Annotated in this window: 17 protein-coding genes; 6 read left to right on the top strand and 11 right to left on the bottom strand. The window is 68.5% G+C overall.

The features are described from left to right. Positions 1–4: 4 nt before the first annotated feature. The 10 genes from A7U43_RS10375 to A7U43_RS29655 all read right to left on the bottom strand — a co-directional run bounded on the left by A7U43_RS10375 (position 5) and on the right by A7U43_RS29655 (position 12,821). Positions 5–739 carry a 3'(2'),5'-bisphosphate nucleotidase CysQ gene (locus A7U43_RS10375; RefSeq protein WP_067994422.1) on the bottom strand — a complete coding sequence of 245 codons (735 nt, stop codon included), beginning with the start codon at positions 737–739 and terminating at the stop codon, positions 5–7. Next, positions 732–2,582: a sulfate adenylyltransferase subunit CysN gene (gene cysN, locus A7U43_RS10370; RefSeq protein ID WP_067994419.1), complete on the bottom strand. Its 1,851-nt coding sequence runs from the start codon at positions 2,580–2,582 to the stop codon at positions 732–734. The genes A7U43_RS10375 and cysN overlap by 8 nt, the downstream gene beginning before the upstream one ends. Continuing rightward, positions 2,582–3,511, bottom strand: a complete 930-nt coding sequence (cysD, locus tag A7U43_RS10365) for a sulfate adenylyltransferase subunit CysD (RefSeq protein WP_067994418.1) — start codon at positions 3,509–3,511, stop codon at positions 2,582–2,584. The genes cysN and cysD overlap by 1 nt, the downstream gene beginning before the upstream one ends. A gap of 116 nt (positions 3,512–3,627) precedes the next feature. Then, positions 3,628–4,959, bottom strand: coding sequence for an MFS transporter (locus A7U43_RS10360; protein ID WP_067994414.1), 1,332 nt, complete (start codon positions 4,957–4,959; stop codon positions 3,628–3,630). A gap of 76 nt (positions 4,960–5,035) precedes the next feature. Next, entirely contained in the window at positions 5,036–6,916 is a 1,881-nt protein-coding gene (locus tag A7U43_RS10355; protein ID WP_082902402.1) for an ArnT family glycosyltransferase, read from the bottom strand. A gap of 29 nt (positions 6,917–6,945) precedes the next feature. Beyond that, on the bottom strand, positions 6,946–8,163 hold the full coding sequence (locus tag A7U43_RS10350) for a glycosyltransferase (RefSeq protein WP_231963562.1): 1,218 nt from the start codon (positions 8,161–8,163) through the stop codon (positions 6,946–6,948). A gap of 56 nt (positions 8,164–8,219) precedes the next feature. Further along, complete coding sequence (locus A7U43_RS10345; protein WP_067994403.1) at positions 8,220–10,037, bottom strand: glycosyltransferase family 39 protein; 1,818 nt, start codon at positions 10,035–10,037, stop codon at positions 8,220–8,222. A gap of 51 nt (positions 10,038–10,088) precedes the next feature. Then, complete coding sequence (locus tag A7U43_RS10340; RefSeq protein WP_067994400.1) at positions 10,089–11,621, bottom strand: sensor histidine kinase; 1,533 nt, start codon at positions 11,619–11,621, stop codon at positions 10,089–10,091. A gap of 4 nt (positions 11,622–11,625) precedes the next feature. Beyond that, the gene (locus A7U43_RS10335) at positions 11,626–12,330 is read right to left on the bottom strand and encodes a response regulator transcription factor (protein WP_082902401.1); all 705 of its coding nucleotides are present in this window, start codon (positions 12,328–12,330) and stop codon (positions 11,626–11,628) included. 320 nt (positions 12,331–12,650) lie between these two features. Further along, entirely contained in the window at positions 12,651–12,821 is a 171-nt protein-coding gene (locus A7U43_RS29655; RefSeq protein ID WP_156525883.1) for a hypothetical protein, read from the bottom strand. Positions 12,822–12,996: 175 nt separating this feature from the next. Between A7U43_RS29655 and A7U43_RS10330 the strand changes: the two genes are divergently transcribed. The 4 genes from A7U43_RS10330 to A7U43_RS10315 are packed head-to-tail and all read left to right on the top strand — an operon-like array spanning position 12,997 to position 18,369. Continuing rightward, a complete protein-coding gene (locus A7U43_RS10330) occupies positions 12,997–13,974 on the top strand; it encodes an ABC transporter permease (protein WP_067994394.1) in 978 nt (325 codons plus the stop codon). Further along, positions 13,971–14,855, top strand: coding sequence for an ABC transporter permease (locus A7U43_RS10325; protein WP_067994391.1), 885 nt, complete (start codon positions 13,971–13,973; stop codon positions 14,853–14,855). The genes A7U43_RS10330 and A7U43_RS10325 overlap by 4 nt, the downstream gene beginning before the upstream one ends. Beyond that, positions 14,852–16,690: a dipeptide ABC transporter ATP-binding protein gene (locus A7U43_RS10320; RefSeq protein WP_067994388.1), complete on the top strand. Its 1,839-nt coding sequence runs from the start codon at positions 14,852–14,854 to the stop codon at positions 16,688–16,690. The genes A7U43_RS10325 and A7U43_RS10320 overlap by 4 nt, the downstream gene beginning before the upstream one ends. 11 nt (positions 16,691–16,701) lie before the next feature. Further along, positions 16,702–18,369, top strand: a complete 1,668-nt coding sequence (locus tag A7U43_RS10315) for an ABC transporter family substrate-binding protein (RefSeq protein ID WP_067994385.1) — start codon at positions 16,702–16,704, stop codon at positions 18,367–18,369. Here the strand turns inward: A7U43_RS10315 and A7U43_RS10310 are convergent. After that, positions 18,356–19,627 (bottom strand): alpha/beta fold hydrolase, encoded by a 1,272-nt coding sequence (locus tag A7U43_RS10310; RefSeq protein ID WP_067994382.1) that lies wholly within the window; start codon positions 19,625–19,627, stop codon positions 18,356–18,358. The genes A7U43_RS10315 and A7U43_RS10310 overlap by 14 nt on opposite strands. A 40-nt stretch (positions 19,628–19,667) precedes the next feature. Here A7U43_RS10310 and A7U43_RS10305 point away from each other — a divergent pair, with 40 nt between their 5' ends. Next, positions 19,668–20,939, top strand: a complete 1,272-nt coding sequence (locus tag A7U43_RS10305; protein WP_418287693.1) for an acyl-CoA dehydrogenase family protein — start codon at positions 19,668–19,670, stop codon at positions 20,937–20,939. A gap of 82 nt (positions 20,940–21,021) precedes the next feature. Then, on the top strand, positions 21,022–22,371 hold the full coding sequence (locus tag A7U43_RS10300; RefSeq protein WP_067994379.1) for an LLM class flavin-dependent oxidoreductase: 1,350 nt from the start codon (positions 21,022–21,024) through the stop codon (positions 22,369–22,371).

The raw sequence follows: 22,371 nt of genomic DNA, 5'->3' as shown, positions 1-22,371 counted from the left end.
GGCGTCAGTGCGCCGTGGTGACCGCCAGCACGGCATCGGCGAGCTCGGGCCGGCAGACGATCAGATCGGGTAGCGACACGTCGGACTGGTTGTAGGCCAGCGGCGAACCGTCGATACGGGCGGTGAACAGTCCCGCCGCGCGGGCCACCGCCACCGGGGCCGCCGAGTCCCACTCGTATTGGCCACCGGCATGCACGTAGACATCGGAGATGCCCTGCACCACCGAGGCGACCTTGGCACCGGCCGAACCCATTTCGACCAGGGTGCCACCGAGGGCATCCCGCACGGCGAGCGCGACCGCGGGCGGCCGGGTGCGCGACACCACCACACGCGGGGCGCCGGGGGCGCTCGGCGGCGCCTCCACCACGGGGGTGGCAAGTGTGACGCCCTGAGCCGGCAGCGCGACCGCACCGGCCGCGAGTTCGCCGCGCTCCCACAGCGCCACGTGCACAGCCCAGTCCTGGCGGCCGAGTTCGGAGAACTCACGGGTGCCGTCCAGCGGGTCGACGATCCATACCCGCTCGGCGTTCAGTCGGACCGGGTCATCGGCGCCCTCCTCGGAGAGCACGGCGTCCGCCGGGCGGTGCTGGGCCAGCGCAGCCACCAGGAAATCGTGGGACCGCTTGTCGCCGGCAGCCTTTCGTTCCTTGGCGTCGGCGTCGGCGAATTCCGCACGCACCGTCAGCAGCAGTTCCCCGGCTTCGGTAGCCAGCCGGGCCGCCAGTTCGTGGTCAGTCATTCTTGCCCAGCAGATCCACAACCTGCTGCGCCAGGTCCTCCGGCGACAGATCCGGTGTCAACCGCAGGTCCGGGTTCTTCGGCCGCTGATACGGGCTGTCGATGCCGGTGAAATGAGTGATCTCGCCACGACGCGCCTTGGCGTAGAGCCCCTTCGGGTCGCGGCGTTCGCAATCCTCCAGCGGGGTGTCGCAGAACACCTCGTAGAAATCGAAGCCCTGCTCGGCGTGCACCTTGCGGGCCAGCTCCCGGTGCGCCTCCAGCGGGCTGATCGCCGGGACCAGCACGATCTGTCCGGAGTCGGCCAGCAGCGTCGCGATATGGGCGAGCCGGCGCAGGTTCTCGGCGCGGTCGTCCATCGAGAAGCCCAGATCGGCGTTCAGCCCGTGCCGCAGGTTGTCCCCGTCGAGCACATAGGCCGGGCGGCCGGCGGCCAGCAACTTCTGCTCGACGAGCATTGCCACCGAGGACTTCCCGGAACCAGACAGCCCGGTGAACCACACCGTCGAGCCCTTGGACAGCCGGTCGTTGGCGGAGACCAGATTCTGGTGGCGCACCGCGTTGGGGCTGGCGGCGCGGTTGGCCGCCGGTTCGGTGTCGCGCACCATGCCCGCGGCGACGGTGCCGTTGTTGTCCGGATCGATGAGGATGAACGACCCGGTGGCCGGGTTGCGCGAGTATTCGTCGAGCAGCAGCGGGACCTGGGTGCGCAGCGTGACGCGCCCGAGTTCGTTGAGCTTGAGCGCCGTGGCGCTCTTGTCGCGATGCAGCGTGTTGACGTCGAGACGATAGTCCAGCGCCGACACCCGCGCCCGGGTGGTCCGGGTGGTGTGCTTGATGATGTAGTCACGGCCGGGTTCGAGTGCCGAACCGTCGGCCATCCAGCACACGGTGGCGTCGAATTCCTGTGTGACATCGGGCTGGTTGTTCGGCCTGGCGATCATGTCGCCCCGCGAGATGTCGATATCGTCGGCGAGACTGATCGACACCGCCATGGATGCAAACGCCTCGTCGACCGGTCCGGAGGGCCCGGCAATCTCGGTGATACGGCTGGTCTTGCCGGCCGGAAGCACGATGACGTCATCCCCGGTGCGCATGACGCCGCCGGCAACGGTGCCCGCATAGCTGCGATGGTCTGCGTGCTCGCGGGTCTGCGGCCGGATGACGTACTGCACCGGGAAGCGGACGTCGACCAGGTTGCGGTCACCGGCGACGTACACCTCTTCGAGGTGGTTGAGCAGCGCCGGCCCCTCGTACCAGGGCGCCACATCGGACTTGGTGACGACGTTGTCGCCGTTGAGCGCCGACATCGGGATCGTGGTCACATCGTGGATGTCCAACCGCGCCGCGAACTCGTGGAAGTCATCACGAATCTTGTTGAACCGCTGCTCATCCCAGTCCACCAGGTCCATCTTGTTGACCGCCAGCACGATGTGCTGGATGCCCAGCAGCGAGGCCAGGAAGGCGTGCCGGCGCGACTGTTCCAACAGCCCGTGCCGGGCGTCGACCAGCACGATCACCAGCTGCGCAGTGGAAGCCCCCGTCACCATGTTGCGGGTGTACTGCACATGGCCCGGGGTGTCGGCGATGATGAACTTGCGCTTGGCCGTCGCGAAGTAGCGGTAGGCGACATCGATGGTGATGCCCTGCTCACGCTCCGCGCGCAGGCCGTCGGTCACCAAAGCCAGGTCGGTGTAATCGTTTCCGCGTTCCTTGGAGGTGCGTTCGACGGCGGCCAGCTGATCTTCCATGACGGCCTTGGAGTCGAACAGCAGCCGACCGATCAGCGTCGACTTACCGTCGTCGACGGAGCCTGCGGTCGCGATGCGTAACAAAGTGGCCATCAGAAGTACCCCTCGCGCTTGCGATCTTCCATACCTGCTTCGGAGATTCGGTCATCGGCGCGGGTCGCTCCGCGCTCGGTCAGCCGGGACACCGCGGTCTCGGCGATCACCTCGGACACGGTGCCCGCCAACGATTCCACACAGCCGGTGCAGGTCACGTCTCCCACCGTGCGGAACCGCACGGTCTTCTCGACGACCGGCTCGTCCTTGCGCGGCTGCATGAATTTGTGCACGGCCAGCAGCATGCCGTCGCGTTCGAAGACCTGGCGCTGGTGCGCGTAGTAGATCGACGGGAGCTTGATCTTCTCGGCACCGATATAGGACCAGATGTCGAATTCGGTCCAGTTCGAGATCGGGAAGGCCCGGATGTGCTCGCCCTTGTGGTGCCGCCCGTTGTACAGGTTCCACAGTTCGGGTCGCTGCGCCTTGGGGTCCCACTGTCCGAACTCGTCGCGGAAGCTGAACACGCGCTCCTTGGCGCGCGCCTTCTCCTCGTCGCGCCGCGCCCCGCCGAAGGCGGCGTCGAACTTGTTCTCGCGGATGGCGCGCAGCAGTGTGAAGGTCTGCATGGGGTTGCGCGACGGGATGGTCTCGACCACGCGGCCGGCGTCGATATCGTCCTGCACGCTCGCGATCACCAGGCGCACCCCGTGCTCGGCGGCCATTTCGTCGCGGATCTGGAGCACCTCGTCGAAGTTGTGGCCGGTGTCGACGTGCATCACCGGGAACGGCAGGCGGCCGGGCGCGAAAGCCTTGATGGCCAGGTGCAGCATGACGATGGAGTCCTTGCCGCCGGAGAACAGCAACACCGGCTTCTCGAACTCCGCGGCGACCTCGCGGATGATGTGGATCGCCTCGGCTTCCAGCGCGCGCAGGTGGCTGAGCTCGTAGCGGGCGGCGGCCGGGTCGAGCTCGGCGGAGGCCGTCATTGCATCTCCATAAAGTTGGTAGATATGACCAAGATTGCAATCATAGTTGGGTATTTAACGCTCCGGCATCCGTCATGTCAACGATCGGGCGCGCCCACCCCGGTGATCTGCACAGATCACTGCCGGCCGGTCACCTGTGCTCCGGCCGCCCGGGGCAGCCGGATCGATTCCACCAGCGTCACCGCCAGCAGTGCCCCGAGCACCAGGAACGTCACCGAATACGACGCCAGCTGGCTCACCAGCAGCGCTGCCACCGCGATACCCAGACCGGCAGCCAGTTCCTGCACCGATGCGTTCAACGTGTTGGCGTGGGTCAGGTCGTCACCGTCGACATCGGCGAATGCCAGGCTGTTGTAGGCGGTGAAACCGATCGAGCGCAACGCGCCGCTGACATAGAGCACGACGCCGATGAGCACCGCGGGCATGCCAGGCTCGATGAGCGCCAGCAACCCGAACCACAGCACCGAGACGATGCCGTTGACCACCAGCACCGCGCGGATCCCGAATCGACGCATCAGCGGCGTGGTGGCCGGCTTGATGGTCAGGTTGCCCGCGAACAGCACCGCCACCATCAACCCGGCTCGAAACGGCGTCCAGCCGATCTCCAGCACGAATTTCAGCGGCAGCAGGAACGGCACCGCGGTGATGACCATTCGGTACAGCGACCCGGCGGTGACGGTGATGCGCAGGGTCCGCACCCGCAGCACCGGCAGCGCGATCAACGGTGCCGTCGTGCGCAGCAGATGCCACAGCGCCACGCCGAGCAGCACCACCGCACCGGCACCGCAGGCACCGACCAGCAGCCAGTCCGTCCCCGCGACGCGAATGCTCTCCAGGGAGATTAGCGCCGCGGCGATACCGCCACCGAGCAGCAGCAGGCCCGGCCAGTCCAACGTGCGCGGCGTCTCGGCCGGGCCGCCGCGCACCAGCTTGAGCGCCAACAGGAAACCGATGATCCCCAGCGGGATGTTGACGATGAAGATCCACCGCCAGCTGCCGACCGTCGCGATGCCGCCGCCCAGCACCGGGGCCAGCACCGGGGCCGCCAATGCCGGCCAGGTGAGCAGAGCGATGGCACGCACCAGATCGGTCTTCGCGCTGGAACGCAACACGGCCAGCCGCCCGACCGGCACCATCATCGCGCCGCCGATGCCCTGCAGGACCCGCATCCCGACCAGCATCGGCAGCGAGGTACTCAGCGCGCAGCCCACCGAGGCCGCGGTGAACACCACGATCGCGGCCAGGAACACCCGCCGGATGCCGAATCGGTCGGCCATCCAGCCGGTGGCCGGAATCAGCACCGCCACGGTGACGAGGTAGGCCGAGATCGCCACGTTCACGTCGACCGCGTCGACACCGAGGGACGCCGCGATCAGCGGGATGGCGGGCGTGATGATCGTGGCGTCGAGGATCTCCATGAAGAACGCGCCGGCCACCAGCAGCGCCATCCCGCGAGGGAACGGCGGCGGGCGCTGGGGCTCGGACACGGCAGGAAATCTAGTCGACCCCGCGGTGCGCACGTCGCTAGCGCAGCGGCCTGCTCAGGTCGTAGACCGTGGTGCCACCGACGTCGAGCGTGGCGAAGTGCTGCTGCACCCACTCGGTGATCTGGGTGCCCGACCCGTCCCGGTGCCCGCCGGGCCCGAACCGCTCACCGGCGATGAAGTAGCGCACATCCCCGGCCGCTACGTAGTCCTGGAACTGTTGCAGCGTCGGCGAATTGTCGCCGCCCGCGAACCCGCCGATCGACATGATCGAGGCCCCGCTCTTGAGTTCCAGGTCACCGGCCATCATGGAGCCGACGGTCGCTGCCGCCCACCGGTTGTCCAGTCCGGTCACCAGCTCGGCCAGCGCCGTGTCGTCGACGCGGGTGCCCGGGCCGCCCGGCCGACCGGTGTGCCCGCCCGGCCCGAACTCGTGTTGCTGGGTCGCCGGACCGGAGACCGCCATCGGGCCGCCGCTGTTGCCGTCGGCAACCGTCGCCAGCGCCCATCCGGCGCTGCCCGCACCACCGGCCAGCAGGGCCGCGGCCACCAGGACGGCCTCGGCGGACCGGCCCAGCCGCTGCACGCCGAACGCCAGGACCGCCGCGACGACCACGGACGCGATCAGCACCGACCAGCGCAGCACCGGCCACCAATCCGGGTTGCGGCCCAGCAGCACAAAGGCCCACCCACCCGTACCCACGAGGCTCAGTGCGAGTACCGCACGCGCCGCCGGATGGTGCCGGCGGTGCCACAGCTCGACCGACGAAATCCCCACCAGCGCAGCGATCGCCGGAGCGAGTGCCACGGTGTAGTAGGGGTGGATGGTGCCGTCCATGAAGCTGAACACCGCGCCGGTGACCAGCAGCCACGTCCCCCACATCAGGGTGGCGGCGCGCACCATATCGGTGCGCGCGGCGCGCCGGGTGAGCCACAGCACGGCGACCAGCCCGAGCAGTGCCGCGGGCAACAGCCAGGACGCCTCGGCGCCCATGGACGCCCCGAACAACCTGCCGACGCCCGGATCCCCACCGAAGAACAGGTTCGCTCCCCCGCCGCCGGGTCCGCCCGGTCCGGCACCGCCCCCGGGTTGGCCCCGACCAACGATGCGATCGACTCCGTTGTACCCGAATGCCAACTGCAACAGGCTGTTATCACTCGACCCGGCGATATAGGGCCGGGCGTCCGTCGGCCACAGGCTGACCAGCGCGATATACCAGCCCGCCGAGACCACCGCCGAGACCAGTGCGACAAGCAATGCTCCAACCCGTTTCCAGAAACCCATCGGGGCGGCCACCAGGAACACCAGACTCAGCGCGGGCACCACCAGGAACGCCTGCAGCATCTTGGTCAGAAACGCGAAACCGACCGCGCCGCCCGACAGCGCCACCCACCGCATGCTGCCCTGCTGGGTCGCCCGCACCATGCAGTAGGCCGCCACCACCAGCAGCAGCACCAGCAGCGCGTCCGGATTGTTGTACCGGAACATCAGCGCCGCCACCGGCGTCAGCGCCAGCACGGCACCGGCGATGAGTCCCGCCGCCGGACCACTGGTGCGCCGCACCGTGCCGAACAGCACCGCGACGGCCGCGACACCCATCAGCGCCTGCGGCAGCAGCATGGTGAACTCATTGAAGCCGAATACTCTGCCGGACAACGCCATTGCCCACAGCGCGGCCGGTGGCTTGTCCACCGTGATGGCGTTGCCCGCGTCGAAGGAGCCGAACAGCCAGGCCTTCCAGTCCTGGGTGCCCGCCTGCGCGGCCGCGGCGTAATAGCTGTTGGCCCAGCCGCCCGAGCCCAACCCCCACAGGTAGAGCGCGGCGGTGCCGGCGAGCAGTGCCAGCAGCCCCGGGCGTTCCCAGCGTGGGTGCACGCCGGGCACGACCTGCTCCGGCGGTATCTGAACTTCTGCAGTCATCGTCATGTCAATCCTTCATGTCGTGGGAGTCAGCGGCGGCGCGGGTGAAAGACCCAGCCGCGCAGCAGGACGAACCGCGCCGCGGTGGCCACCAGATTGGCGATCACCAGCACCGTGGTCTCCAGTAGCTGATCGGGCCGATCCGTCACCGCGTGCAACCCGGCCAGCGAACCGCTGGTGATGGCGAGCGCGATAGCGAACACGATGAGACCTTCGAGGTGGTGGCGAGCCACCGCACCGGCACCGCGGACCCCGAAGGTGAACCGCCGGTTGGCCGCGGTGTTACCGATCGCGGTCAGCAGCAGGGAAAGCAGGTTGGCCCACTGCGCCCCGACCACACCGTGCAAGCCCAGGAAGATCAGCAGATACGCCGCGGTGGACAGCACCCCCACCGCGGCGAACCGCACGACCTGGCGCAGCAGCGAACCCGGCGCCGCCGATCGGCGCGAACCCAGCTGCGCGGCAATGGTGTTGACCGGGATCGATCCGTCGCCGAATCCGCGCAGCAGCCGTCCGATGCCCCGCAGGTCGGCCTTGGCGGTGGCGACGATGTCCACCCGGCTGTCCGGGTCGTCCACCCAGTCGACGGGCACCTCGTGGATGCGCAGTCCGCTGCGCTCGGCCAGGACCAGCAATTCGGTGTCGAAGAACCAACCTGTGTCGGCCACATAGGGCAGCAGTTCGCGGGCGACATCGGCGCGGATCGCCTTGAATCCGCACTGCGCGTCCGAGAACCCGGCGGACAGTGTGGACTTGAGGATCAGGTTGTAGCAGCGCGAGATGATCTCGCGCTTGGCGCCGCGGACGACACGTGAGCTGCGGTTGAGCCGGGTGCCGATGGCCAGATCCGAATGACCGGACAACAGCGGGGCCACCAGTGGTGCCAGCGCGGCCAGGTCGGTGGACAGGTCCACATCCATGTACGCGAGCACCGGCGCCTCCGATTCGCTCCACACCCTGTGCAGCGCGCGGCCCCGGCCCTTCTCCTCCAGGCGCACCGTGCGCACACCCTCGAGCTCAGCGGCGAGCGCGGCGGCGATGCGCCCGGTGGCGTCGGTGCTGGCGTTGTCGGCGATGGTGATGCGGACGGCGAAGGTGAAGTTGTCCCGCAGGTGCCGGTGCAGCCTGCGCACCGAATTCTCCAGCGAAGCCTGTTCGTTGAAGACGGGCACCACGATATCGACCACCGGCACACCGGGGGTGGTCAGTGCGACGTTGGGGCGTGCCGCGGAGAGGATCTCGGTCATGATCTCCATGCTCGGCGCGTACGGTGTGCCGCCGGTGGGCGCACGCTGTGAGCCGGCTATGAGGTGAGGTCGTAGACGACGGTGCCGCCGACGGTCCTCGGACTGAACGTGCGCGCCACCCAGTCCGCGATCTGCACCGCGGCCTCGCTGCCGCCGTGATCGGCGCGCGCGCCGGCCATGATGCGCGATTCGATGAAGTAGTGGATGCGCCCCTGCGCCACCAGGTCACGGAACACCTTCAGGGTGGGCGCCGGGTCGGTGCCGTTGAATCCGCCGACCGCCATCACCGGGACCCCGGTGGCCAGCTGATACCCGGCCGCGTTGTTGGAGCCCACCACCGCGGCCGGCCAGGTGTACCGGTCGGCGTCCTCGGTGAGCAGTGCGGCCAGGTCGGGTGTGGGCTCGGGTGCGTGCAGGAACCCGGGACCGAAGCCGCCACCGCGGGCCGGTCCGGCCATCGGGATCGCGCCCTGGTGCGGGGCCGCCGCGGTGGCCACCGAATAGGCCACCGGTCCGGCCAGGATGGACACCGCGGCCAGCGCGGCGACGACGCCCGCGACGGCGCCGGGCAACCGGGCCGACACCAGCAGCAGGACGGCGGCGGCCACGCCGACCACCGCGATCAACGGCCGCAGCCATGGCATCCAGTCGGGCCGGCGGGCCAGCAGCACCACCGCCAAGGTGACCGTCACCAGCAGCGTCGCCGCCAGCGCCACCGCACAGGGCGGCCTGGTACGGTTGCGCCACAACAGGTTTGCACCGATGGCCAGGCAGGCGGCGATCGCCGGCGCAAGGGCCACCGTGTAGTACGAGTGCACGATGCCGTTGGCGTAGCTGAACACCACGGCCGTCACCGCCAGCCAGCCGGCCCAGATGATCAGCGCCGCCCGGGCCGGATCGGTGCGCGGGGCGCGGCGGGTCAGGATGAATCCGGCTGCGGCGCCGATCAGTGCGGCCGGCAGCAGCCACCCGATCTCGGCGCCCATGCCGGCGCCCAGCAGCCTGCCCCAGCCGACGTCGAAGTTCAGGTTGCCCAGTCCCCCCGTCTCGGCCCCGGTGAGCCGCCCCACCCCGTTGTAGCCGAGGGCCAGCTCGACGATGCTGTTGCCCTGCGACCCACCGATATAGGGCCGGTGTGCGGCCGGCCACAGCTCGACCAGCAGCAGATACCAGCCGCCGGAGAGAACCAGCGCCGCCACACCGGCGCCGAGCCGCCGGATCCGCGACGGCAGCGGCGCCGAGGCGCAGATCAGGTAGGCGGCGCCGAATGCGGGCAGCACCAGGACGGCCTGCAACATCTTGGCCAGGAATGCGCCACCCACCAGTGTGCCGGTGGCGACCAGCCACCACCGTCCGGCCCCGGGCGCGCAGGCGCGCTGCGTGCAGTACGCCGCGGCGACCAGTAACACCACCAGCAGAGCATCCGGATTGTTGAACCGGAACATCAGCGCCGCCACCGGTGTGAAGGCGAGCACCGTCCCGGCGAGCAGAGCCGGCCCGGGACCGCTGACCCGTCGCACGGACGCGTACAGCACGGCGACCGCCAGCACTCCCATCACCGCCTGGGGCGCCAGCACCGTCCAGGAACTGAACCCGAACAACCGCACCGAGAGCCCCATCACCCACAGCGCGGCGGGGGTCTTGTCGACGGTGATCGCGTTGGCCGCGTCGCTGGAACCGAAGAACAGGGCTGTCCAGCTCTGACTGCCCGCCTGCACGGCCGCGGAGTAGAAGCTGTTCGCCCACCCGCTGATCGACAGATTCCACAGGTACACCGCGGCGGTGACCACAAGCAGCACACCGAGTGCGACACGCTCGCGCACCTGCCGGGGCGGTGCGGACACGTCGGGAACGCGCCCCGGTACGGCAACCATCCGACGAGTCTGGTGCGCGCGGCTACGCGCCGAATGGGTCCCGGCTGTGCGTCAGCTGTGACCGCCTGCGGGCAGGGTGATCATGAACCGGGTGTCGCCGGGGACACTGCGCATCTCGATCGAGCCACCGTGGGCCTTCACCACGGCAGCGACGATCGCCAGCCCGAGGCCGGTACTGCCACCGCGCCGCGAGCGCGACGAGTCGCCGCGGGCGAACCGTTCGAAGACCTCCGGCTGCAACGCATCCGGGATACCCGGGCCGTCGTCGGCCACCGTCACCACCGCGGCACCGTCGCGGCGCGTGGTCACCGAGGTGGTCACCGTGGTGCCCGCCGGGGTGTGCACCCGCGCATTGGTCAGCAGGTTGGTCAACACCTGGTGCAGGCGGGCGTCATCACCGGTGACCTGCACGGGGTCATCGGGCAGCTCCAGGGTCCACTCGTGCTCCGGGCCGGCGGCGTGGGCGTCGCTGACCGCGTCGGCCACCACCCGCACCAGATCGACCTGGGCGCGTTCCAAGGGGCGACCCTCGTCGAGACGGGCCAGCAGCAGCATGTCCTCGACCAGCGTGGTCAACCGTTGGGTCTCGGATTCCACCCGACTCATCGCATACGCGACGTCGTGTGGAAGGTCGTCCCGTTTGCGCTGTGCCAGTTCGGTATAACCGCGGATAGCCGCCAACGGGGTGCGCAGTTCGTGGCTGGCATCGGACACGAACTGGCGCACCCGGGTCTCACTGTGGTGGCGCGCGGTCAGCGCGCCGGCGATCCGGTCCAGCATCCGGTTCAGTGCCGAACCCAGCTGACCGACCTCGGTGTGCGCGCTGTCGGGGTCGACCACGACGATCGGCGTCGGCAACCGAACCTCCCCCTTGTCGAGTTCGAGGTCGGCGACATCGCGGGCGGCCGCGGAAACCTTTGCCAGCGGCTCCAATTGGCGCCGGATGATCCAGATCCCGGCCGCCGTGGCGGCGGCCAGCGCGGCCGCCGAAACCACGCAGAACATCAGGAGCACCCACAGCAGGGTTTCGTCGACGACGGTGGTGGGCAGCCCGACGACGACGGTGTGCGCTCCGCGACGCGGTTGCACCGACAACACCCGATAGGAGCCCAGGCCGTCGAGGCTGATGGTCACGGGGGTGCGGCCCGGGGGCACCTGGGTCAACTGCGCGGAGGCCGCCGGGCTGATATCGGCGGTGACGCCATCGGAAGTGATCACACCGCTGTCGATTGCTCCCCCGCTGCCGATCACCGCCCCGACGGTGTTGATCGCCTGCCCCGGCGCGTTCAGGAAACCTGGCCCCGGGCCCTGCTCGGGATCGAACCGGAATCGGATCCGCGGCACCGGGCCTCCCGGCGGGGGCGGCGGCAGGTGCAGCGGCGGCGGCGGCAGTTCCATGATCCCGACCGACCGCCGAGCCGCCTCCACCACCTGCGTGTCGAGTTGGCGCATCAGGAAGCGCTGCAATGCGAATTCGGTGGCAACCCCGATGGCCACACAGACCAGGGCCAGCAAGGCCACCTGGGTGACCAGCAGCCGCATCCGCAGCGACCAGGTGCGCGGGGCGAGCAGGCGGCTGTTCATCGGATCAACGCGGTGGGCGCAGGACGTACCCGGCGCCGCGCAGGGTGTGGATCATCGGCTCGCGCCCGCTGTCGATCTTCTTGCGCAGATATGACACGTACAACTCGACGATGTTGGACCGGCCGCCGAAGTCGTAGCTCCACACCCGGTCCAGGATCTGGGCCTTGCTCAGCACCCGCTTGGCGTTGCGCATCATGAACCGCAACAACTCGAATTCCGTTGCGGTCAGCGAGATCGGGTCGCCGGCCCGGGTCACCTCGTGGCTGTCCTCGTCGAGCACCAGATCGCCGACGACGATCTGGGCGTCGCTGGCGTCATTGGCGACCCCGGTGCGGCGCAGCAGCGCCCGCAACCGCAGCACCACTTCCTCGACGCTGAACGGTTTGGTGACGTAATCGTCGCCGCCGGCGGTGAGGCCGGCTATCCGGTCCTCCACGGAGTCCTTGGCGGTGAGCAACAGCAGCGGAAGCCCGGGTTGCATCTCCCGCAGCCGGCGCAGCACATCGAGTCCGCTCATGTCCGGCAGCATCACGTCCAGCACCACCACGTCCGGCGGATTGCCGCGCGCCAGCTCGATGGCGCCCGCGCCGTCTCCGGCGGTGGCGATATCCCAGCCTTCGTACCGCAGCGCCATCGACACCAACTCGGCCAGCACGGGCTCGTCGTCGACGACGAGCACCTGGATCGGCCTACCGTCGGCACGGCGCATCACCGCACGCGCCGGTGCCTCATGAGACGTCATATCTCCATTATCGGCGCCCCGGTGGGCGGAATCTGTGCCAACGCTATGCGCGAGCTGTGAAATTTCCGCTGATCGCCCACCCACCCCGTGCACAGCCCGGACACAGGCGCGCAGGGCACGCTGTCCCAGATGGCAGATGAGTGGAATCCGCGCCAGACGGCCCTGGCGGTGCTGGTGGCGGCGGCATCATCGGCGGCGGGGCGATCTCCGCCGCCACCGACCACGGCAGTGGCCCCGGCGGGTTCGGTCCGCCCGGCTACCCGCCGAGATCGGCGAGCGAGTAGCGATCAGGGCGCGGGCGTGGTGGTGGTCGTGGTGTAGGTGGGCGTCTCGGCCTGCAGGGTGGGCCCCTCGGTGGGCGCCTCCGTCACCTCGGTCACGATGCCTGGCACCACCGGGTCCGGCAGTGCCGGATCGGCGGTGAAGGTGGTGGTCTGGGCGACGGACAGGCCGGTCATGGCTAGTACTGCACCGACGCCCGCGCTGGCACAAAGCAGCTTCAGTCTGTTCGATGTCATGCCCGGGTGATTACCCGCGCTGCCCGGCATGAAACGCATATCGCCGCGCCTGACGCACCGAGTGCGCATCCATCTCCTACCCTGTCCGCATGCAGCCCAGCAGCGGATCCGCCGCATGACCCGGTTCCTGGCGCGCCGGCTGCTCAACTACATCGTCCTGTTGGCGCTTGCCTCGATACTCACGTTCACGCTGACCTCGCTGACCTTCTCGCCGCTGGACAGCCTGCTGGAACGCAACCCGCGCCCGCCGCAGGCGGTCATCGATGCCAAGGCCGCCGAATTGAACCTCGACCAGCCGATTCCGCTGCGCTACGCGGATTGGGTGTCCGGGGCCGTCCGCGGCGACTTCGGCACCACCGTCACCGGTCAGCCGGTGTCCGACGAGCTGTGGCGCCGCATCGGGGTCAGCCTGCGCCTGGTGCTGATCGGCTCGGTCATCGGCACGATCGTCGGCGTCGTCGTCGGCGCCTGGGGAGCGATCCGGCAGTACCGGTTCTCCGATCGCGCCATCACCATGGCCTCGCTGCTCGTGATCAGCGCACCCACCTTCGTGATCGCCAACCTGTTGATCCTGGGAGCGCTCAAGGTCAACTCGATACTCGGGGTGCAACTGTTCGAATACACCGGGGAGACCTCGTCCGACGCCGTCGGGGGTTGGTGGAACCAGTTCGTCGACCGCGTACAGCATCTGGTGCTGCCCACCTTCACCTTGGCGTTGGCCTCGATAGCCGGGTTCAGCCGCTACCAGCGCAACGCCATGCTGGATGTGCTGGGGCAGGACTTCATCCGCACGGCGCGGGCCAAGGGCCTCACCCGGCGCGAGGCGCTGTTCAAACACGGATTGCGCACCGCGCTCATCCCGATGGCCACGCTGTTCGCCTACAGCGTGGGCGGGCTCTTCACCGGCGCGGTGTTCGTCGAGAAGATCTTCGGCTGGCACGGCATGGGCGAGTGGGTCATTCAGGGCATCACCACCCAGGACACCAACATCGTCGTCGCCATCACCGTCTTCACCGGGGTGACGATCCTGCTGGCGGGTCTGTTGTCGGACGTCATCTACGCCGCCCTCGATCCCCGGGTGCGGGTGCGATGACCGACACCGAGTACCGCTTCGTGTCCCGGCGCACGCTGGTGTTGCGCCGGTTCCTGCGCAACCGTCCCGCGGTGATCTCGCTCGCCGTGCTGATCCTGCTGTTCGTGAGCTGCTGGGTCTTGCCGCCGCTGCTGCCCTACTCGCATACCGACCTGGACTACTACGCGTTGCAACAACCGCCGAGCACCGTGCATTGGTTCGGCACCAACTCGATCGGGCAGGACCTGCTGGCGCAGACGTTGCGCGGTATGCAGAAGTCGCTGCTGATCGGTGTGGCCGTCGCATTCATCTCGACGCTCATCGCCGCGACGGTCGGTGCGGTCGCCGGCTACTTCGGCGGCTGGCGTGACCGCGCCCTGATGTGGCTCGTCGATCTGTTGCTCGTCGTCCCGAGCTTCCTGCTCATCGCGATCGTGACACCCCGCACCCGGGAATCGGGCAGCATCCTGTGGCTGATCCTGCTGCTGTCGGTGTTCAGCTGGATGATCAGCTCGCGCATCGTGCGCGGTATGACGATGAGCCTGCGGGAACGTGAATTCGTCTCCGCGGCGCGGTATATGGGTGTCCCCCACTGGCGGATCATCGTTCGCCACATCCTGCCCAACGTGGCCTCCATCCTGATCATCGACACCGCGCTGAACGTCGGCATCGCGATCCTTGCCGAGACCGGCCTGAGCTTTCTGGGATTCGGCGTGCAACCGCCCGACGTATCGCTGGGCACCCTGATCGCCGACGGCACCCGCTCGGTGACGACCTTCCCGTGGGTGTTCCTGTTCCCCGCCGGCGTCCTGGTACTGATCGTGCTGTGCGCCAACCTGATCGGCGACGGTCTGCGAGATGCGATCGACCCGGCGGCCCAGCCCCGCAGGCGGCGCAGATGACGCTGCTTGACGTGCGCGATCTGCGGGTCGAGTTTCCCACCGACACCGAGACCGTCGCCGCCGTCCGCGGTCTGAGCTATCACGTCGATGCCGGCGAGGTCGTCGCCCTGGTGGGGGAATCCGGAGCGGGTAAATCGGCGGGTGCGATGGCCGTCATCGGGCTACTTCCCGAATTCGCGTCGGTGTCCGGTTCGGTGAAGCTGCACGGCGACGAGCTCATCGGGCTACCGGACACCCAGATGTCGCGCATCCGCGGCGCCCGGATCGGCACCGTCTTCCAGGACCCGATGTCGGCCTTGACGCCGGTGTACACCGTCGGCGACCAGATCGCCGAGGCCATCCGCATCCACCACCGTGGCACCGGCGCCCGGCAGGCCCGTACCCGCGCCATCGAACTGCTCGAACTCGTCGGCATCGCCCAGCCCGAACAGCGCGCGCGGGCCTTCCCGCACGAATTGTCCGGTGGCGAGCGGCAACGCGTCGTCATCGCCATCGCCATCGCCAACGACCCGGATCTGCTGATCTGTGACGAGCCGACGACCGCGCTCGACGTGACCGTGCAGGCCCAGATCCTCGACGTGCTGCGCACCGCACGCGATGTCACCGGCGCCGGGGTGCTGATCATCACCCATGACCTGGGCGTCGTCGCCGAATTCGCCGACCGTGCACTGGTCATGTACGCCGGGCGCGCGGTCGAGACCGCACCGGTGGCCGAGCTGTACCGCAGCCGCCGGATGCCCTACACCGCAGGGCTGCTCGGCTCGGTCCCGCGCCTGGACGCTCCGCGCGGGGAGCGTCTGGTGCCCATCCCTGGGGCTCCCCCGTCGTTGGCGGCGTTGCCGCCGGGCTGCCCGTTTCACCCGCGCTGCCCGCTGGCGATCGACGAGTGCCGCACCGCCGAACCGGAACTCGTCACGGTGGGCCCCGCCCATCAGGTCGCCTGCATCAACAGCGATCAGGTCGGCGGACGCAGCGCCGCCGATATCTACGGGCTGCCGCCCGCCCCCGCCACCGCGGACACCGCCGGGACAGACGGTGAGATCGTGCTGCGAGTGCGCGACCTGGCCAAGACCTACCCGCTGACCAAGGGTGTGGTGTTCCGCCGCCGGGTCGGTGAGGTGCGCGCCGTCGACGGGGTCAGTTTCGATCTGCACCAGGGCCGCACGCTGGGCATCGTCGGCGAGTCCGGTTCCGGCAAGTCCACGACACTGCACCAGATCCTGGAGCTGGCTGCCCCACAGGCCGGCTCCATCGAGGTACTCGGCACCGATGTGGCCGAACTGGACCGCCGCGGCCGGCGACTGCTGCGCGGCGATCTGCAGGTGGTGTTCCAGGATCCGGTCGCGTCGCTGGACCCGCGCCTTCCGGTCTTCGACGTGTTATCGGAACCGTTGCTCGCCAACGGTTCCGGAAAGCCCGATATCGAACCCCGAGTGGCCGAACTGCTGAGCCTGGTCGGCCTGCGCCGCGAGGACGCCGGCCGTTACCCCGCGGAGTTCTCCGGCGGGCAGAAGCAGCGCATCGGCATCGCCAGGGCATTGGCCACCCAGCCCAAGATCCTGGCCCTCGACGAGCCGGTGTCCGCACTGGACGTGTCGATCCAGGCGGGCATCATCAACCTGCTGCTCGATCTGCAGGAGCGGTTCGGACTGGCCTACCTGTTCGTCTCCCACGACCTGTCGGTGGTGCGCCACCTGGCCCACCGGGTGGCCGTGATGCACCGCGGCCGCATCGTGGAACAGGGCGACAGCGAGGCTGTGTTCGACGCGCCGCAGCACGAGTACACCCGCCGCCTGCTCTCGGCGGTCCCCCGCCACCGGCCCGATGCCGGTTAGAGTCTGAACGCATGAGTGCGATTAGGCGTCTACTCGCGGTGGGCGCAGCGGTGACACTTGCCCTGACCGGTTGCTCGAGCCCGGACACCTCGGTGCCATCGGCCGGAGGTGAAGCCGAACTCGGCGCGACCGCCGATATCAACCCACAGGACCCGGCCACCCTGGCGCAGGGCGGAAATCTGCGGCTGGCGCTGACCGGCTTCCCGCCCAACTTCAACTACCTGCACGTCGACGGCAATCTCGCCGAGCTGGGCAGGATGCTGCGGGCGACGCTGCCGCGCGCGTTCGTCATCAAGCCCGACGGCGAGATGACCGTCAACAGCGACTACTTCACCAGTGTCGAACTCACCAGCACCGACCCACAGGTCGTCACGTACACGATCAACCCCAAGGCGGTCTGGTCGGACGGGTCGCCGATCACCTGGGAGGACATGGCCGCCCAGATCAACGCCACCAGTGGCAAGGACAAGCGGTTCCTGTTCGCCTCCCCGAACGGCAGCGAGCGGGTCGCCTCGGTCACCAAGGGCGTGGACGACCGGCAGGCCGTCATCACCTTCGACCGGCACTTCGCCGACTGGCGCGGCATGTTCGCCGGCAACGCGATGCTGGCGTCCAAGGCGGTGACCTCGGACCCGGAGGCCTTCAACAAGGGCTTCCTCAACGGCCCGTCGGTGTCTGCCGGTCCGTTCATGATCAGCACCGTCGATCGCGGTGCGCAACGAATCATCCTGACCCGCAACCCGAAATGGTGGGGCACACCGCCGCTACTGGATTCCATCACCTACACCGTGCTCGACGACGCCGCGGTGATCCCGGCGCTGCAGAACAACGCCCTGGACTCGGTGGGTTTGGCCTCGCTGGACGATCTGGAGAATGCCAAGCGCACCCAGGGGATCAGCATCCGGCGTGCCCCGGCCCCGAACTGGTATCACTTCACGATCAACGGCAACGAGGGCGCCATCCTCGCCGATCCCGGGTTGCGCACCGCGGTGATGAAAGGCATCGACCGCCAGGCCATCTCCGCGGTGACCCAGCGTGGTCTCGCCGACAATCCGGCGGCGCTGAACAACCACATCTACCTGGCCGGCCAGGAGGGCTACCAGGACAACAGCATCGGCTTCGATCCGGAGGCGGCCAAACGCGAACTCGACGAACTGGGCTGGGTGCAGAACGGCCAGTTCCGGGAGAAGGACGGCAAGCAGCTGAAGATTCGCAACGTCTTCTACGACGGCGCGAGCACCCGCGCGGTCGCCCAGATCGCGCAGAATCAGCTGGCCCAGATCGGCATCAACCTGGAGTTGGTGCCGGCCGCCGGGGGCGCCCTGTTCCCCGACTACGTCACCATCGGGAACTTCGATATGGCCCAGTTCGGCTGGGGCGGCGACGCGTTCCCGTTGGCCAGCCTGACCCAGATCTATGCCGCCCAGGGCGAGAGCAACTACGGCAAGATCGGCAGCGCCGAGATCGACGCCAAGATCGAAGAGACGCTCTCCGAACTGGACCAGGGCAAGGCGCGCGAACTCGCCAACGAACTCGACAAGATGATCTGGGCCGAGGGGCACAGTCTGCCGTTGTTCCAGGCGCCGGGTAACGTCGCCGTCCGCAGCACCCTGGCGAACTACGGCCCCACCGGTATCGGGGACATCAACTACTCGGCGATCGGTTTCATGAAACCCTGATCCGCGAGACGATCCGCGGCACCGCCGCGGGCAGGGTGGATTCGAGTGCGGCCGCCGCCGCGATCACCGTGATCGCGGCCCGCACAATCGGATTGACGGGTAGCCGGTCCAATTCCACGCCGCGCTCGGCGAGCGTGCCGACCGCCCCGATCCGCAGCGCACCGATCACCTCCAGGGCTGCCCGCTCCCTGGTATCGAGCACGCTGTGACCGGCGGTGGGCAACGTCACCAAGGTGGCGTGCGGGATCAGATCGGCCACCTGCCGCGCCACCGCGGGCGGCGTGGTGAGATCGCGTCCACCGGAGAGCACCGCGGTGGGCCAGTCGAATTCGGGCATCGCGGCAACCAGGTCAAACGGCTCACGCTCGAATTCCTGTTCCGGATCGTGGATTTCCCGCATCACCACCGAGGGATCCAGCGGTAGCCCGTCGGGCTCACCGGCGAAATTCAGCTCGCGGAACGCAATTCGGGCCACCAGGTCGTCCTCGTGGCGGTAGGGCGTCTTGCGCTGGGTGATCCGCAGCAGCGTGCTCAGTCCCGCCCACAGCAGCGTCCGGCCGCGCAGCAGCAGGTCGAGCTGGCGATCGAGCAGGTGCACACCGCCGTACTCGTAGACCATGCTGGCAACCTGGGCCGAGCCGTCGAGCTTCATCCCCTCCTCGGCCAGCGTCCTGACCTTGAGTGCCAGGTCGGGCGAGGGTTCGCCCGCACCGCCCGGCTCCTCGGTCCCGTCCCAGAGCAGGCCGCGGATCGCGGTCCGCATCTCGTCGATATCCCCGGCCGAGAGCACCGGGGAGTCCAGCACCATCCCGGCGACCCGGCCGGGATGACGCACGCCGACACCGGCCGCGATATAGGAACCGTAGGAGCTGCCGTAGATGTGCGCGGTCGCGACACCGGCGTCGTCGAGCACGGCCGCGACATCGTCGACCACCTGCTTGACGGTGATCGCCTCCGGCGGCAGATCCGCACCGTCGTCGTCGTGGCGGGACAACCCCACACCGCGGTGCTCGATCATGATGACATCGCACCCGGCGGCGGCCGCATGCCGGCGGAACGCGCGGTACGGCGCCACCGACGCCAACCCCGGGCCACCGGGGATGACGACCACCGGATGCGCCGTTTTACGGCCGACCCGCACGTAGTACAGGTCGAACGCCGCATCCCCGGTGCGGGCGACCGGCCGGCGGACCGGGCGCACACCGGGCAGGGCGGCGAGCTTGTCGTGGGCCCGGCGGCGCTTGGCGGACATCGTCATCACCGACCATTCTGCCCCGTTCCCGCCGAACAGTCACAGGATCACTCTCAGGATCGCGGTGATCCCAAGCAGTGCGCCACGCCGGTCACCGCCGGTACACATGGTCGACATGACAACCGTCGCACACAATCAGCACGTCCTGCCCGGGTCAACGCAATGGAAGGATCTGCTGAGCAGCATCGCCTCCGGGGCACGAGACCGAGACCTCAACGACGAGAACCCTTTCGACCAGGTGACTGCCCTCAAACGCGCCGGATTCGGCACGCTGCGGCTGCCCGCCGAGTTCGGTGGTGCGGGATTCACCGTGCCGCAACTGTTCTCCGCGGTGATCGACGTCGCCCAGGCCGACCCGATCGTCGCGCACATCTTCCGTGCCCACTTCTGGTTCGTCGAGGAGCGGCTGCGCTCCCGGTCGCACACCTGGCTCGATCGTGTCGCAGCGGGCAAGATCTTCGGCAACGCATTCAGCGAGAAGGGTACCCAGGCCGTCGGCAGCCTGGTGTTCAACACCCGGTTGTTGCCCACCCCGACCGGCGGTTTCCGGTTGGACGGCGAAAAGTTCTACAGCACCGGCACCCTGTTCTCCGACTATCTGACCACCACGGCGACCACCGATCACGATTCCGTCGCCCTGGTCGTGGTGCCGGCGGACCGGGCCGGGGTCACGATCATCGACGACTGGGACGGTTTCGGGCAGCGCCGCACCGGCACCGGGACCACCACCTTCACCGGTGTCGCGGTGGCCGCCGAGGAAATCCTCAGCGACAGCCCATACGACGCCGAGCCGGTCCCGACCATCCAGTACGCGTCCTTGCAGCTCTACATCCACGCCGTGGTGGCAGGTGTGCTGGCCAATGTCGTCGACGACGGCGTCGAACTGCTGCGGTCACGGGAACGCAGCTTCAGCCACGCGCTTTCCGAACGGCCCGCCGACGACCCCCTGCTCCAGCGTCAGCTGGGCGAACTGGCTTCGGTGGCCTATATCGCCCGCACCGCGGTGCTGGACGCCGCCGCGGCCCTCGGCGCGGCCACCGATTCCGAGGTCGACGGCGTGCCGGACGCGGACCTGGCCGCCGAGGCCCAGTTGAAAGTGGCCAAGGTCAAGGTTCATCTCGACGATGTCGCGCCGATCGCGGCTACCCGACTGCTGGAGCTCGGCGGAGCCAGCGCGGCGAGCCGGCAGCGCAACCTGGACCGACACTGGCGAAACATCCGCACCATCACGCTGCACAACCCGGTGGGCCTCAAGGCGCGGGTCGTTGGGCAGAACCTGCTGCACGGCACCGCCATCCCCGCCAACGCCTACTTCTGACCCCCTACCACCCATGATCTCGGCGTGATTCGCCGCGGTGAGCGCAGCGAATCACGCCGAAATCACAAGGAGACCCGACATCATGCCCAGACACCTGCACCTCGGCGGCTTCCAGATCGCGTCCCAGGTCACCCACAGCCACGCCGCGTGGCGGCACCCCGGCAGCGATACCGACTTCACCAGCCCGCAGTACTACCACCGCATCGGCCGCATCCTGGAGCGCGGCAAGTTCGATTTCGTGTTCTTCGCCGACCTGCTGGCCGCCCCGGCCCAGTATGGCGCCGATATCACCGAGCCGCTGCGCCGCGGCACCCAGGCAACCGCGACATTGGATCCGTCGATCGTGGCCGCCAGCATCGGTGCGGTCACGTCGAAACTTGGGGTGGCGATCACCAAGTCCGCGACCTACTTTCACCCCTACGAACTCGCCCGCATCTTCGCCAGCCTGGATCACATCACCCGCGGCCGGGTCGCTTGGAACATCGTCACCTCGCTGACGGCCAGCGAGGCGCAGAACTTCGGTCAGGACGACCACCTGGACCACGAGTTGCGTTACGAGCGGGCCGACGAGTTCGTGCGCACCGCATTGGAACTGTGGTCCTCCTGGGACGCGGACGCGCTGGTGGTGGACAAGGCCAGCGGGGTGTTCGCCGACCCGGCGAAGATCCGCCGGGTCGACCATGAGGGCACGTTCTTCCGGACCCGCGGCCCGCTGAACGTGCCGCGCTCGCCGCAGGGCCATCCGGTCCTCATCCAGGCCGGCTCGTCGAACTCCGGACGGGATTTCGCCGCCCGGTGGGCCGAGGCGATCTTCGAGATCGACCCGACGCCGGAGGGCCGGCGCGCCTACTACGACGACATCAAGTCGCGGGCAAGCGATTTCGGCCGAAATCCGGACGGGGTGCTGATCTTCCCGGCGTTCATCCCGTTCATCGGTGAAACCGAATCGATCGCCCGCGAGAAGCAGGCCTTCCACAACGAACTGGCCGACCCGATCTCCGGACTGATCACCTTGAGCGTGCACACCAACCACGACTTCTCGACGTACGACCTGGACGCGCCGGTGCAGGACATTGAGGTGACCGGCACCCAGGGCCTGTTCGACACCGCGCGGCGGGTGGCGAATCGGGACAACCTCACCCTGCGCGATATCGGCAAGTGGTACGCCCAGGGTGTGCTGCTTCCCCAGTACGTCGGGACCGCGTCGCAGGTGGCCGATCAGATCGAGGAGTCGTTCACCTCGGGCGAGGCCGACGGTTTCATGGTGTCCGCGGGCCAAAGCCCGGGCACCTTCAATGATTTCGTCGACTATGTGGTGCCCGAGCTACAGCGGCGCGGGCTGTTCCGCACCGAGTACACCGGTGACACCCTGCGCGATCACCTCGGGTTGAGTGCGCTGCCGGCAGATCGGGTGGCCCACGCGGTCGCCTGA

The sequence above is a fragment of the Mycobacterium adipatum genome, from assembly GCF_001644575.1.
GTDB classification, from domain to species: Bacteria; Actinomycetota; Actinomycetes; order Mycobacteriales; family Mycobacteriaceae; genus Mycobacterium; species Mycobacterium adipatum.
Note: the sequence above shows the minus strand (reverse complement) of the source record. Positions and strands in the feature narration are given on the sequence as shown.

What these genes read in the sequence shown, in the direction of transcription:
- A7U43_RS10315 (WP_067994385.1), top strand. Translation starts at nt 16,702, where the DNA reads ATGAGTGCGATTAGGCGTCTACTCGCGGTGGGCGCAGCGGTGACACTT.
- A7U43_RS10360 (WP_067994414.1), bottom strand. Translation starts at nt 4,959, where the DNA reads ATGGCGCTGCTGGTGGCCGGCGCGTTCTTCATGGAGATCCTCGACGCC.
- A7U43_RS10300 (WP_067994379.1), top strand. Translation starts at nt 21,022, where the DNA reads ATGCCCAGACACCTGCACCTCGGCGGCTTCCAGATCGCGTCCCAGGTC.
- A7U43_RS10335 (WP_082902401.1), bottom strand. Translation starts at nt 12,330, where the DNA reads ATGCGCCGTGCCGACGGTAGGCCGATCCAGGTGCTCGTCGTCGACGAC.
- A7U43_RS10350 (WP_231963562.1), bottom strand. Translation starts at nt 8,163, where the DNA reads ATGACCGAGATCCTCTCCGCGGCACGCCCCAACGTCGCACTGACCACC.
- A7U43_RS10325 (WP_067994391.1), top strand. Translation starts at nt 13,971, where the DNA reads ATGACCGACACCGAGTACCGCTTCGTGTCCCGGCGCACGCTGGTGTTG.
- A7U43_RS29655 (WP_156525883.1), bottom strand. Translation starts at nt 12,821, where the DNA reads ATGACCGGCCTGTCCGTCGCCCAGACCACCACCTTCACCGCCGATCCG.
- A7U43_RS10310 (WP_067994382.1), bottom strand. Translation starts at nt 19,627, where the DNA reads ATGACGATGTCCGCCAAGCGCCGCCGGGCCCACGACAAGCTCGCCGCC.
- A7U43_RS10355 (WP_082902402.1), bottom strand. Translation starts at nt 6,916, where the DNA reads ATGACTGCAGAAGTTCAGATACCGCCGGAGCAGGTCGTGCCCGGCGTG.
- A7U43_RS10330 (WP_067994394.1), top strand. Translation starts at nt 12,997, where the DNA reads ATGACCCGGTTCCTGGCGCGCCGGCTGCTCAACTACATCGTCCTGTTG.
- A7U43_RS10345 (WP_067994403.1), bottom strand. Translation starts at nt 10,037, where the DNA reads ATGGTTGCCGTACCGGGGCGCGTTCCCGACGTGTCCGCACCGCCCCGG.
- A7U43_RS10340 (WP_067994400.1), bottom strand. Translation starts at nt 11,621, where the DNA reads ATGAACAGCCGCCTGCTCGCCCCGCGCACCTGGTCGCTGCGGATGCGG.
- A7U43_RS10320 (WP_067994388.1), top strand. Translation starts at nt 14,852, where the DNA reads ATGACGCTGCTTGACGTGCGCGATCTGCGGGTCGAGTTTCCCACCGAC.
- cysD (WP_067994418.1), bottom strand. Translation starts at nt 3,511, where the DNA reads ATGACGGCCTCCGCCGAGCTCGACCCGGCCGCCGCCCGCTACGAGCTC.
- cysN (WP_067994419.1), bottom strand. Translation starts at nt 2,582, where the DNA reads ATGGCCACTTTGTTACGCATCGCGACCGCAGGCTCCGTCGACGACGGT.
- A7U43_RS10375 (WP_067994422.1), bottom strand. Translation starts at nt 739, where the DNA reads ATGACTGACCACGAACTGGCGGCCCGGCTGGCTACCGAAGCCGGGGAA.